The following is a 12,172-nucleotide window of genomic DNA, read 5'->3' as shown; positions in this document are numbered from 1 at the left end:
TGGGTGCGATGCGGTGCTGAAAACTATTTTTGATTTTTTTCGGCACCTCTCAACCCCATTGACCCACCCCGTTCGTTTCATACAGCACCACCACATTTTTTTGATGGAGCTGCTATGAAACCCCGTTCGCTCATCCTGCCCGCCCTCGCCGCCCTGACGGCATTGCTGGGCCTGGCCCACCTTCCTGTCCAGGCCATTGGCCGCCTGGCTGATGTCACCATCGTGGACCGTGACACCGGCGCCACGCTGCCGGTGCACTACGCCCGGGGCGAATACTGGGTGGCAGGGCGGCCCGGGGCACGGTATGCCATCACGGTGCGCAACCGGCTGGGAGAGCGGGTGCTGGCCGTGCCTTCGGTGGACGGCGTGAATGTACTCAGCGGCGAGACTGCGGCCTGGGACCAGCGCGGCTATGTGTTCTCTCCTTATGAGCGTTACCAGATCACCGGCTGGCGCAAGAGCGACAGCCAGGTGGCGGCCTTCGAGTTTTCCCACATTGCCAACTCGTATGCCGCCCGCACGGGCCGCCCGGCGCATGTGGGCGTGATTGGCGTGGCACTGTTCCGCGAACAGCCGCCGGTGCCCCAGCCTGCCCCCGCCATCACCCCCGAGCCCTACAGCCAGCGCCGTGACAACGGCCACGGCCTCGGGCGCCTGCGGGAGGAACCCGCGTCACCCGCTGCCGCTGCACCGGCGGCCCCTGACCCATCGGCCGAATCCTCTGCCCGCTCGCAATCTGCCGACAGTGTGGCCAAGGCCGCCCCCATGCCGTCGGCCAAGCTGGGCACGGCGCACGGCCAGCGCGAGACCTCGGTCGTCACCCACACCAGCTTCACGCGCCTGCAGGAGCAGCCCAATGAAATCATCAGCATCCGCTACGACAGCCGCGAGAACCTGGTGGCCAGCGGCATCATCCGCGAACGGCCGGCGCGCATGCCGGTGCCCCGGGCATTCCCGCAATCGGACAACCTGTCCTATGTGCCGGACCCGAATTGACTGGGCCCGGGATAGCGGACCGGCCATGCGCAGCCGTCCCGCGCGCAGGTGAACGGGCGGCTCGCACAGTGCGCGGCGGCCGAATGCCCCTGATCCGACCCAGCCATTCCGCTCGTTTCACTCAGCACCAATAACATCGTCAAAGGGCCGCTATGAAAACCGGTTCCCCCACACTCCCTGCCCTCATCCATACCACCGTCACCGCGCTGGCCGTACTGCTCGCGCTGACCAGCTTGCCCGCCCAGGCCATCGGCCGCCTGGCCCAAGTCACTATCGCCAACCCCAATACAGGCGCCAGGCTGCCGATGTACTACGCCAAGGGCCAATACTGGGTCGCTGGCCGACCTGGGGCCCAGTATGCGGTCACATTGCACAATCGCAGCGGCGATAGGGTGAATGTCGTGCTAATGGTGGATGGCGTCGACGTACTCACCGGTCAGACCGATGAGTTCACCGGTCAGAACGACGGGTGGAGACGGAGCGGCTATGTGTTCTTGCCCCATGCGCGCGATCGAATTGCCGGCTGGTACAAATCCAGCGGCACGTTGCCTCACTTCGAGTTCGCAAACGTTGCAAACTCCCACGCTGACCTCACTGCGCGCTCAACCAAGGTGGGCCTGATCCAGATTGCATTGTTCCGCCAGCGGATCATCGACCCCGTTGCACAGGTGAGGCCTGAACTGTCCGGCCAACGCCGCAACAAAGTTAGCAACGCAGACCGTCTGAGCGAGGAAGCCCCGCACGGGCAGCGCCAGACCCCGGTTGTGTCGCACCTCCTCGAAGAGGTCATCAGCATCCGTTACGACAGCCGCAAAAACCTGATTGCAAAAGGCGTGATCCGAAAGCGGCGTGCGCACCCGCCGGTACCGCAAACCGTGCCTCAATCGGACAACGTGTTTTACGTACCAGATCCGAGGTAGGCCCTGAATGCAACCCCAGAGGATCTGTCCGCGAGCGCATGAGTCCCTCCCATAATGCGCGGGTGCCATCCACCCCATTCCCCGCCACCATGGAGGACTCCGACGAAGCGCTGATGTTGCGCTACGCCGCAGGAGACCTCGGCGCGTTCGATGTACTGTATGGGCGGCACGAACTGGCGGTGTGGCGGTTTGTGTTTCGCAGCGTCAAGGTGCAGGCCGAGGCCGATGACCTGCTGCAGGACGTGTGGTTTGCCGTGGCGCGCAATGCTGCCCGCTACGAGGTGAAAGCCAAGTTCCGCACCTGGCTGTTCACCCTGGCGCACCACCGGCTGGTGGACCACCTGCGCACCGCCAGGCACCACACCAGCCTGGATGCGAGCGACGACGATGCGCGCAGGCTGGCCGACACACTGGTGGCCGACTCGGGCTTTGGGCCCGTGCGGCAACTACAGTCGCGCGAACAAGCGGCCGCGCTGATTGCGGCGGTGGAACAGTTGCCGCTGGAGCAGCGCGAGGCCTTCCTGCTGCAGGCCGAAGGCGACCTGGGCGTGCAGGAGATTGCCGAGGCCACCGGCGTGAATTTCGAAACCGCCAAGAGCCGCCTGCGCTACGCGCGGGCCAGCCTGCGCCAGCACCTCAAGGAGTTTGTATGAACCTGCAGGACGACGAGCTGGTCCGGCGCTACCACGAAGCCAGCGCGCAGGAAGGCGCCCGCCCCGGCGCGCATGTGCGCGAGGCCGTGCGCGCGCATGCACAGATGGTGGCGGCCGCCCACACTGCAGGCCCCGCTCCAACGCCTGAAGCCCCCGCCGCCAACCAGGCACGCTGGAAGATCTCGGCCCTGGCCACCGTGGCCGTGGTGGGCCTGACCGGTTTGCTGATGCTGCAGTTCGAACGCGGCACGCCCGAGGAGCGGGACACCGCATTCAGCCACCGCCGGGCCGAGGCGCCCGCACCTGCAGCCCAAACCGCCCCAGCCCCCGCGCCCTCGGCCGCCCCCGCACCCAAGCCCCTGCCAGAGGCCCTCCCCTCGCCTCCGTCGGCCGCATTGCCAGCCCCCCCCGACAGCGCACAGGAGCAGGAGCGCGCCCGCAACACCACCAGCCCGGCCACCGGGGCCGTGGCCCCCAAGTCCACCACGGCACCTTCGCCTCTGCACGCACCGACCCCCGCGCAGCCCTTAGCCAAGACCGCGCCAGCACCAACCCCGGCACCGACTCCAGCACCTGCCACGGCTGTGGCCCCCGCCCCCGCGTCTGCCTCCACAGCAGCCGCAGAAACTGAAACCCTGCACGCCCCCCGCGCAGCCGGAGCCATGTCTGGGTTCCCCGCATCGCCCTCCCCGGTCGCCGCCCCCAACGCCGAGAGCCGCGAGCACGCGGCAACAGCTCCCACAAAACAGCCCCCCCCACCAGCCGCGCCCGAGCCCCAGGCAGCGGCCGCTGCTGCAGCCCCGGCCGCCCGCAGCCCGCTGGCCGACTCTGTGGCCCGCGACAGCAACGGAGCAGCCACCGCCTCCATGCAAAAACGCCTCGGGGCATCGTTGCCAGGCCACGTGTGGGACGCTGCCCGTGCGGGCAACCCCCAGCAGATAGAAAGCCTCGTCCGCCAGGGAACGCCTGTGGACGCCCGCGACAACGAGGGCAGAACCGCCTTGATGCTGGCAGCGATGAACGGCCACACCGCCACCGCCCAGAAGCTCCTGGCCCTGGGCGCCAACCCCCGGCTGGTGGACCGCGAGGGCCTGAATGCGGCGCAGTGGGCTGCGCAGCGGGGGCATACGCGCCTGGCCGAGTTGCTGGAGGCGGTGCGCTGAGGGCGGCGGTGATGAACTCAGCCCGAACGGTCTTCTGATTGATCAGCCGCGCATCGGCATCAGAACCGCACCGCCTCAAACGCCGGGTGCAGCGCGTCGATCCAATGGTCCAGCTCGTCCTGCGTTACATGCAGGTGGTCCATGCAGGCCTGCCCATGCTGCTGCCATTCGCGCGTGGGCGGCAGGTTGTCATGCTGGTTGACCAGAAACTCGGCCAGCAGGCCCAGGGCCACCAGGTGGCGTACGGTAGGGTCAAACCGCTCGTCATCGAGGCAGGCAAAGTCGTGGTGCAGCCAGATGGCTTGCGCTACGTCGCCTGGCAGGTGCCAGGTGCGCGCGACGATGGCGCCCATCACGGCGTGGTCGGTGCGGTGGCTGGCGTTTTCGGTCTGGGTGAAGGTGCGGTCCTTGCGCGCCAGGGCCTCGGTCACGGTGCCAGCATAGCCGCGCACCGCCTTCACCAACACCGGCATGCCCACATGGCAGAACAGACCGAAGCTGTAGCCCAGGCCCGGGTCAAAGCTGTAGAGCTGGTGGCCGATGTGTTCGCAGGCGATGGCGCGGCGCTGCGAGCTTTCCCAGAAATGCTCCAGCAACGGGGACCGCACCTGCAGCGCGTTGCGCGTGATGAAGGCCGATAGCAACTGCACCGCTGGCTGCAGCCCCAACACCGTGAGCGCCATGCCCACGGTCTGCACCGGCTGGGCCAGGCCATACAGCGGGCTGTTGGCCAGCCGCATGACGGCAGCGGCCAGGGCCACGTCGGAGGACGCCAATTGTTCCAGGGCCGCCGAATCCAGCTCGGGCTCCGCCATGATCTGCTGCAGGCGCAGCAACGATTCGGGGCACGGCGGAACCACGATGGCCCGCACGGCGGGGTGCACACGGGCCTGCCGGATGTCTTGGTCGATGGGGTGTGGAGCAGTCACAAAAAATCCCCGGGCCGCCGCGTGTGCTGAACACAGGGACGGGGGCAGCCCGCACAGTTGCAATTCGTTGCATTGTGGGGCCAAAAAGCGTGCCGCCCATTGAACCCGTGTACAAGCGCAGTCTTTGCGCTGAGCAACTCAGATATTCGCGCCGTCGAGCCCCTGCAGGGCCTGCCGCGTGCTCAGGCTGCTGCGCCCGGGCATGGCCTCGCCCAGGTAGTCCAGAAACCGCCGCACGGCGGGCGACAGCCCCCTGCGCGAGGGGAACACCGCATGCACGATGGCGGGCGCGGGCGCCCAGTCAGGCAGCACCCGCACCAGCTTACGCTCGCGCATTTCTTCCTGGCACATGTAGTCGGGCATCCAGCACACGCCGGTGCCCGCCACGGCGGCGTATTTGAGCGTGAGCAGGTCATCGGCCACATAGCGCGGCGTGTGCTGCACCATCTGGTGCACGCCGCCAGGGCCGATGAGATTCCAGATGGACCGGCCCTCGGGTGCCGACATGGCAATGCTGTCAAGCTTGGCCAGATCGTCCAGCGTCTTTGGCGTGCCCTGGCGGATCAGCAGCTCGGGGCTGGCCACCAGGATCTGCGTGGTGTGGTCCAGCCGCTTGACGACCATGCTGCCGCTGTCGTCCACAGAGGGGCGCACGCGAAGCGCCACGTCGATGCCCTCCTCCACCAGGTTCACCGCGCGGTTGCTCACCAGCATGTCGATACGCACCTCGGGGTACTGGGCGAGAAACCGGGGCATCAGCTCGGCCACCACGGTCTGCGCCAGCGTCACCGGGCAACTCACGCGGATGGTGCCGCGCGGTGTGGTCTGCACCTGGGCCACAGTGTCGGCAGCAGCCTGGGCCGACTCGCGCATGGCCTGGCAATGGCGCAAGTAGGCCTCGCCCACTTCGGTCAGCGACAGCTTGCGGGTGGTGCGTTGCAGCAGACGCACACCCAGCTGCGCCTCCAGGTCGGACACGCGCCGCGACAGGCGCGACTTGGGGATGCCGAGGGCGCGGCCCGCAGCGGCAAAGCCACCGCGCTCCACCACTTCGGCGAAATACAGCATGTCGTTGAGGTCTTGCATGGTGGAAGTGCGGGTTGTAGCCACGCGCGATTCATTCGATGGATGGAACAATCTATCTCAAATTAACCACCTTATCAACAAACGGATGAACAACCACAATTCATCCCATGGCCACACGCTGTGGCTCCATCCACAGAACCCCAGGAGTTTTTCATGCAACTGCTTCACGTTGATTCCGCCATCACCGGTGCCAACTCCGTTTCGCGACAGCTCACGGCACAGATCGTGGCCGCCTACAAAGCCAGCCATCCAGCCACCGAGGTGACCTACCTCGATCTGGTAGCCAACACCCCCGCACACTTCACCATGGACGCAATGACTCCGCGCACGGGCCAGACCGAAGGCTTGAGCGAAGCGCAAAAGCGCGAGAACGCGGTGTCCGAGCAACTGGTCAGCCAGTTTCTGGCAGCCGACGTGGTGGTGATTGGCGCACCGCTGTACAACTTCAGCATTCCCACCCAGCTCAAGGCCTGGATCGACCGGCTTGCCCAACCCGGCCGCACGTTCCAGTACACCGCCAACGGGCCCGAAGGCCTGGCCAAAGGCAAGACTGTGATCGTGGCCTCTACCCGGGGTGGCGTGTATTCCACCAGCGAAGGCGGCCAGGCCATGGAGCACCAGGAGAGCTACCTGAAGGTGGTGTTCGGCTTCTTCGGCATCACCGACGTGCGGTTTGTGCGCGCTGAAGGCGTGGCCATGGGCCCTGATGCCAAGGCCGCAGCCCTGGCTTCCGCCGAAGTGGAAATCACCAACCACACCGGCGCCGCAGCCAACCAAGCCAGCGTAGCGCAAGCGGCCTGAACGGCAACTGCTGGACACTAGGCCCGCCAACATTGACAAACCCGGCTCCCTGCCGGGTTTTGTTTTTATGCTGAAAAGTGACTCCAGCGCTTATTAAATAAGCGCTAATAGCTATAAATTAAATAGCAAATCCGCATTCAAACGATTGTGTGGCTTGTCGACTGCCGCTGCAGCCACTGCCGGGCCAGTTGCTCCGGCGGCAGCGCCGGGGCAAACAGCCAGCCCTGAAAACGCTCGCAGCCCATCTTGATCAAAAGCTGCAGCTGCTCCTCGGTCTCCACCCCTTCTGCCACCACCGAAAGGCCCAGCGTGCGGGCCAGCGCATTGATGGTGGCGCAGATCTCGCGGTCGTTCACATCCACCACGATGTCGCGCACAAACACCTTGTCGATCTTCAGCTCACCCACTGGCAGGCGCTTGAGCTTGATGAGCGACGAGTGCCCGGTGCCAAAGTCGTCGATCGACAGCGCAAAACCCGCGTTTTTCAGGTCGAGCGCAATGGCGTAGAGCGATTCGTCCAGCAACTGCGACTCGGTGATCTCCAGCACCAGGTCCGCAGGCTCCACCCCCGCGCGCTCGGTGACGCCCAGCAAGGTCTTGGTGAACCCTGGTTCGCGTAGCTGGATGGTGGAGACATTGACCGACACCACCGGCACCTGCCAGCCCTCGGCGCGCCACTGCGCCACCTGGCGGCAGGCGGTGTCGAACACCCACAGGCCCATCGGCACGATGAGCCCACTCTCCTCGGCCAGCGGAATGAACTCGTCCGGCTGCACCGCCTTGCCGTCTACTGACCAGCGCAGCAGCGCCTCGGCGCCCACCGTATGGCGCTGCTGGTTGAGCTGGGGCTGGTACACCAGCGTGAACTCGCCACCCTGCAGCGCGCTGTGCAGGCGGCGGCGCAGCTCCAGCCGACTGCGCGTGATCTGCGTGAACTCCTCGATGTAGAAACGGTACGAGCCGCGCCCTGCGCTTTTGGTGGCGTGCAGCGCCGAATGCGCGTGGCGCACCAGCTCCACACTGTTGGCAGAGTCGTCCGGGTACAGGCTGATGCCCAGGCTGGCACCCATGTACTGCGCCCCCACCTCCGACAGCTCCCAGGGTCTCCCCAGCCCTTCAACCAGCGATGCGGCCAGTTGCGCCAGCTCGGTGCGCGAGGCGGGGCGCAGCAGCATCACGGTGAACTGGTCATTGGCCAGCCGCGACACTAGGCCCTGCCCCGCCAGCAGCTGGGTGATACGCTGGGCCACCTCACTCAGCAGCGCATCGCCCACGCGGTGGCCGTAGGTTTCGTTCACGCTCTTGAAGTGGTCCAGGTCGATCAGCAGCAGCGCCACACGGCGGTTGGTGCCCTGCGTGTCGCGCGCGGCCTCGGCCACGGCGCGCTCCAGCGCATCTTCAAAGTAGCGGCGGTTGGGCAGGCCGGTGAGCGCGTCAAAGTGCGCCACCCGGTACAGCTGCTCTTCGTTGCGCAGCACGGCGGCCTCGGCCGTGCGCAGTCGGTTGAGCAGGCTGACCACAATGGTCTGGCGCAGTGCGGCCAGCAGCAGCACCAGCAGGCAGCACACCAAGATGAGCGCCTGCACCCCGGCACGCCCGTCGGGCGCGACAAACAGCAGCACCAGGGTGATGGCCGCCAGCGTCATCGACACCAGCGGCACATAGTTCATGGCCCGGTCACACTGGCGGCGGTAGTCGGCATCCACCGACATCTCAAAGCGCAGCCAGCGCGCGCCCCAACCCAGGGCGAGCGCCGAGAGGCTGAAGCTGGCGTTGAACCAGACACCCGGCTCCACCGTGCTGCTGATCACCATCAGGTTCCACTGCATCCAGCTCAGGCCATAGCCCAACAGGCCCATCAAGACCAGCAGGTGCGAGCGCGCCACCCGCACCCCCACGGTAGGAATGGCCAGCGCCGTGACTCCCGCCGCCGTGAGGAACCCTGCCGGGTACAGCACCAGAACCGTACCCACCGCCGCCGACCCCACCCCGCCCGAGGGCAGATAGATCACCAGGGTGAAGGCCAGCAGCGCCAGCACGGCACCGCCAAAGTCCAGCGCCGCCGGGTAGGCGCGGTCACGCGAGAGGCGGGCAAACGTGGCGCGGATGACGGTGGCCGCCCACAGCGGGCCCCCTGCCAAAAAGAACAGGTCGGCAGGCGCGGGGAACGGGTTCCAGTCCAGCGCCACCTGCACGTTCCACACCATCTGCCCCACAGCCACCAGCAGGGCAAAGGCCAGCAGACCGGCGTGCAGCGCGCGGTCGGCAGGCGGCGCCTGCACCCAGCCGCGCCAGGCCCAGAAGGCCGACAGCCCAAACGCCAGCGTCCACGAGGCGTTGTCCAGAAACACCCGCACGCTGACGTCCGGCACCCACAGCGACGCGGCGAACAACAGCGTGGCTGCGCTCAACCAGACCGCTGAGAGGATTCGTTCCGCGAAGGACATGGGTGGGGGCCGTGGTGGAAGGGGTGTGCTGGGCGTAATTGCTACAGAACGTTAACCCTCCCATTGTGGACGCAAGCGTGGCCCGCCTGTTTCCCCTCAAAGCAGCCGGGGCACTGGGCCAGCCAATAGCTACCAAAAAAATAGCATCCAGCGCCTGCTGGACAAGCGCTGGATGCCAATGGAATCTGAATATTTGCCGTTCTTCGACAGCGCTTTTGGGCTCCCGCTCCCCTCGCGGGAGCAAGTCAAACCAGGGCACCGCAGCGCCCACCCATTACAGGGTGCGCTCAGCGTGAAGCCTTAAAACCCTGGCAGCACCGAGCCCTTGAACTCGGTCTGGATGAACTTCTTCACTTCTTCCGAGTGGTAGGCCTTCACCAGCTTGGCCACCCAGGGCTTGTCCTTGTCGGCTTCGCGCACGGCGATCAGGTTGACGTAGGGGCTCTTGGCGTTTTCTTGCGCAATCGCGTCCTTGCCAGGGTTCAGGCCAGCCGACAGCGCAAAGTTGGTGTTGATGGCCGAGGCGTCCAGGTCGTCCAGCGAGCGCGGCAGCTGGGCAGCGTCGAGTTCCACGAACTTGAGCTTCTTGGGGTTGCTCACCACGTCCAGCGGCGTGGCCTTGAGGCCCGCGCCCTCACGCAGCTTGATCAGGCCCTTGTCCTGCAGCACCAGCAGCACGCGGCCACCGTTGGTGGGGTCGTTGGGGATGCCGAACTTGGCGCCTTCCTTCAGGTCTTCCAGCTTCTTGACCTTCTTGGAATACAGGCCGATGGGGAAGTTGACGGTGTAGCCCACCGACACCAGCTTGTAGCCACGGTCGGCCACCTGCGCATCGAGGTAAGGCTTGTGCTGGTAGCTGTTGGCATCAAGATCGCCTGCAGCCAGCGCGGCGTTGGGCTGCACGTAGTCGCTGAACTCGACGATCTGGATCTTCAGGCCGTCCTTCTCGGCAACCTTCTTCACCTGCTCGAAGATCTGGGCGTGGGGGCCGCCGGTCACGCCCACCTTGATGGGCTTGTCCTGGGCCATGGCGCCGGACGAGAAAGCGGCGGCAGCGGCCAGAGCCAGGGCGGATTGCAGGAGAAGGCGCTTGTTGTTGTTCACAGGGAAAACCTTTCGTTGAGAGATGGTCGCATCCTAGGGTTTTCCCGATAAAACAGGAACAACTAAGTTTTCATTTCATTAAAACCAATTCGAATAAGAAGACAAGGCCCGCGCCCCCACCCCACCTCACGAAACTGGCGCGCGCCCAACGAGGGCAGCCGAGCAAGGGCCGCCCCGCAGCGAGGGCTGCGTCCCCCTTCCCGAATCGCGCTGCGATTCGAGAGAAGGGGGAAGTGGCGCAGCCACTCTGGGGGATGTTCCAAGTCACCCACGCAGTGCCACGTTGTTCAGCTTGTCCAGCCGCTCGGGCCAGGTGCCCTCCACCGTCGCGCCCTGCAGCAGGATGCGCGTCCAGGCCACCCAGGCGTCCCACTGCACGCGCTTGTCCCACGCATTGCCCCAGGCGCTGAACAGGTGCAGCGCGCTCTCGGCGGCGGCCTTGGCGTCGTCCTTGCGGCCGGCCGACAGATACAGCTGGGCCAGCACCATCTGCGGCTCGCCCACCCAAGGGTTGTGGCGCACGGCGCTTTCCAGCACGCCGGTGGCCACGTCCAGATCCACCAGCGGCTGGTCTTGCTGGATGACCGACCAGTACAGCGACGTGGCCGCCGCCTCGTTGGCGGCCGACAGGTACTGCGAGCAGTGCGCAAACACGGGCGGCATGGGCAGCACATCCTTCAGCCCCGGGTGCTGCAGCGCCTTGGCCAGGCCATTGATCTGGTGCACCATGCGCCCCGACGGCCGCATGGGCCCGGGCCACAGCGATGCGGCCCAGTGCGCCTTCTGGCTGCGGTGCTGCACGTCCGGAAAGCGCGAGAAGATATCGTCCTGCCAGCTGAACCACTGCTCGATGGTGTCGGCCATGCTCACGATGATGAAAGCCGCCACCTCGTAGGGTGTGAGCACATGGTCCTGCCCATCTTTTTGTAGCACCAGGCTGCCGTCCGCCTCCAGCGCATGGGCCAGCACCTTTTGCACAAACTGTGTGCGCGACTGGGTACAGAACAAATACACCAGGTGCTCGGCCGACTCGCCCGCAATCTCGCGCACACGGGCGCGCTCCTTGGCGGGGTCGAACTTCACCAGGTCCACAAAGGCATTGCCATACACGCTGTGCAGCAGCCCCAGCAGGCGCACATCGCGCGGCTGCTGCCACACCGTCAGCGTGCGCGTCACGCCCACCAGGTGGTGGCGAAACGTGCCCGCCTTGTGCCAGTCCTGCCCCACATTGCGCGCGAGCACCGTGGGCAGCACGGGCGCCAGTTCAGGGTCGCGGGTCAGCCACTCTTCGTCCAGCAGCGGCAATGCGCGGGCAAACAGGTCAGGGTCCAGGGGGTGAAGCGGCAGGGTCATGGTGTTGTGTCTCCGGCGTTGATCGTGCAGGTAATGCAATGTACACACAGTATCTGCCCACACGGCGGGTGTGCAAGCACCGGGGTGACCCGGCCCTCACACCCAGCACGCGCCTGCACGACGGCTCGGTCAGCCCCACTGCGTGCTGCGGGGTTTCAGGCTCAGAGGCTGAGAGTTTTTTAGCCGGGCCCGAAAGGCGCGCAAATACGCCTCGGATCTAGGCGCAAAGCACAGCCATAGCTCAGGCTATGGCGAGCATTTGTAACGACGAGCCGGGGCGTATTGGCGTGCAAGGCGGGCATGGATAAAGGACTCTCAGCCTCTCAGACCAGCCGTACTTCAAAGTACGCGCCCTCTCCTTCCCCCAAATCCCGGAACCCGGCCTGCCGGGCCGCCACGCTGGCCTTGCCCCAAGCCTTGAGCAAAGTGAGATCGCCAGGGGACACCACCTCGGGGGGCGACTCCTCCAGGCTCTGCATGGTGTCCAGCGCAGCTGCTACCTGTTCAGGGCCGCCAAGCTGCTTTTCCAGGGCCCTGGCATACCGGGTTTCTGCGGCAATGCGCTCTTTGGGCGGAAGCTCCTCGGGATAGTCGCGGAGGTTGACGACGAAAGTGGATTCGATGACTTGCATGGCACTGCTACTCCTGTGGTTTGATGCTGTATGAATATAAGGGGTATCCACTTAGCTCCAGTGGCACCCTGGATGCTGTGTTTTTATA

11 protein-coding genes are annotated in these 12,172 nt (G+C 65.7%); 5 read left to right on the top strand and 6 right to left on the bottom strand.

All coding sequences use genetic code 11. The features are described from left to right. Nucleotides 1-114 precede the first annotated feature (114 nt). The 4 genes from ACODS0_RS20960 (at nucleotide 115) to ACODS0_RS20945 (ending at nucleotide 3,732) form a co-directional block, all read left to right on the top strand. Nucleotides 115-996 (top strand): hypothetical protein, encoded by an 882-nt coding sequence (locus tag ACODS0_RS20960; RefSeq protein WP_488836936.1) that lies wholly within the window; start codon nucleotides 115-117, stop codon nucleotides 994-996. A gap of 152 nt (nucleotides 997-1,148) precedes the next feature. Continuing rightward, entirely contained in the window at nucleotides 1,149-1,916 is a 768-nt protein-coding gene (locus ACODS0_RS20955; RefSeq protein ID WP_488836934.1) for a hypothetical protein, read from the top strand. 38 nt (nucleotides 1,917-1,954) lie between these two features. Beyond that, the gene (locus tag ACODS0_RS20950; protein WP_488836932.1) at nucleotides 1,955-2,569 is read left to right on the top strand and encodes a sigma-70 family RNA polymerase sigma factor; all 615 of its coding nucleotides are present in this window, start codon (nucleotides 1,955-1,957) and stop codon (nucleotides 2,567-2,569) included. Further along, nucleotides 2,566-3,732 (top strand): ankyrin repeat domain-containing protein, encoded by a 1,167-nt coding sequence (locus tag ACODS0_RS20945; protein WP_488836930.1) that lies wholly within the window; start codon nucleotides 2,566-2,568, stop codon nucleotides 3,730-3,732. The genes ACODS0_RS20950 and ACODS0_RS20945 overlap by 4 nt, the downstream gene beginning before the upstream one ends. Nucleotides 3,733-3,791: 59 nt before the next feature. On the opposite strand, the gene ACODS0_RS20940 is transcribed toward ACODS0_RS20945, so the two are convergent. Both ACODS0_RS20940 and ACODS0_RS20935 read right to left on the bottom strand, forming a co-directional pair. Further along, nucleotides 3,792-4,661: an HDOD domain-containing protein gene (locus tag ACODS0_RS20940; RefSeq protein ID WP_055397514.1), complete on the bottom strand. Its 870-nt coding sequence runs from the start codon at nucleotides 4,659-4,661 to the stop codon at nucleotides 3,792-3,794. A gap of 138 nt (nucleotides 4,662-4,799) precedes the next feature. After that, a complete protein-coding gene (locus tag ACODS0_RS20935; RefSeq protein WP_055397516.1) occupies nucleotides 4,800-5,747 on the bottom strand; it encodes a LysR family transcriptional regulator in 948 nt (315 codons plus the stop codon). Between the two features lie 153 nt (nucleotides 5,748-5,900). On the opposite strand from ACODS0_RS20935, the gene ACODS0_RS20930 reads away from it, so the two are divergent. Then, nucleotides 5,901-6,548, top strand: coding sequence for an FMN-dependent NADH-azoreductase (locus ACODS0_RS20930; protein WP_121419901.1), 648 nt, complete (start codon nucleotides 5,901-5,903; stop codon nucleotides 6,546-6,548). Between the two features lie 137 nt (nucleotides 6,549-6,685). Here the strand turns inward: ACODS0_RS20930 and ACODS0_RS20925 are convergent, their stop codons facing one another. From ACODS0_RS20925 to ACODS0_RS20910, 4 genes are all read right to left on the bottom strand, one after another. After that, nucleotides 6,686-8,995: a putative bifunctional diguanylate cyclase/phosphodiesterase gene (locus tag ACODS0_RS20925; RefSeq protein ID WP_488836927.1), complete on the bottom strand. Its 2,310-nt coding sequence runs from the start codon at nucleotides 8,993-8,995 to the stop codon at nucleotides 6,686-6,688. Between the two features lie 300 nt (nucleotides 8,996-9,295). After that, nucleotides 9,296-10,099 carry a MetQ/NlpA family ABC transporter substrate-binding protein gene (locus ACODS0_RS20920; protein WP_488836925.1) on the bottom strand — a complete coding sequence of 268 codons (804 nt, stop codon included), beginning with the start codon at nucleotides 10,097-10,099 and terminating at the stop codon, nucleotides 9,296-9,298. Nucleotides 10,100-10,363: 264 nt separating this feature from the next. Then, nucleotides 10,364-11,452: a DUF6817 domain-containing protein gene (locus tag ACODS0_RS20915; RefSeq protein WP_121419898.1), complete on the bottom strand. Its 1,089-nt coding sequence runs from the start codon at nucleotides 11,450-11,452 to the stop codon at nucleotides 10,364-10,366. 323 nt (nucleotides 11,453-11,775) lie between these two features. Then, the gene (locus ACODS0_RS20910) at nucleotides 11,776-12,084 is read right to left on the bottom strand and encodes a hypothetical protein (RefSeq protein ID WP_055397526.1); all 309 of its coding nucleotides are present in this window, start codon (nucleotides 12,082-12,084) and stop codon (nucleotides 11,776-11,778) included. Nucleotides 12,085-12,172 lie beyond the last annotated feature (88 nt).

This window comes from Acidovorax sp. FG60, from assembly GCF_057808995.1.
The sequence above is the reverse complement of the archived record's forward strand: the minus strand, read 5'-3'. Positions and strand labels throughout refer to the sequence as shown.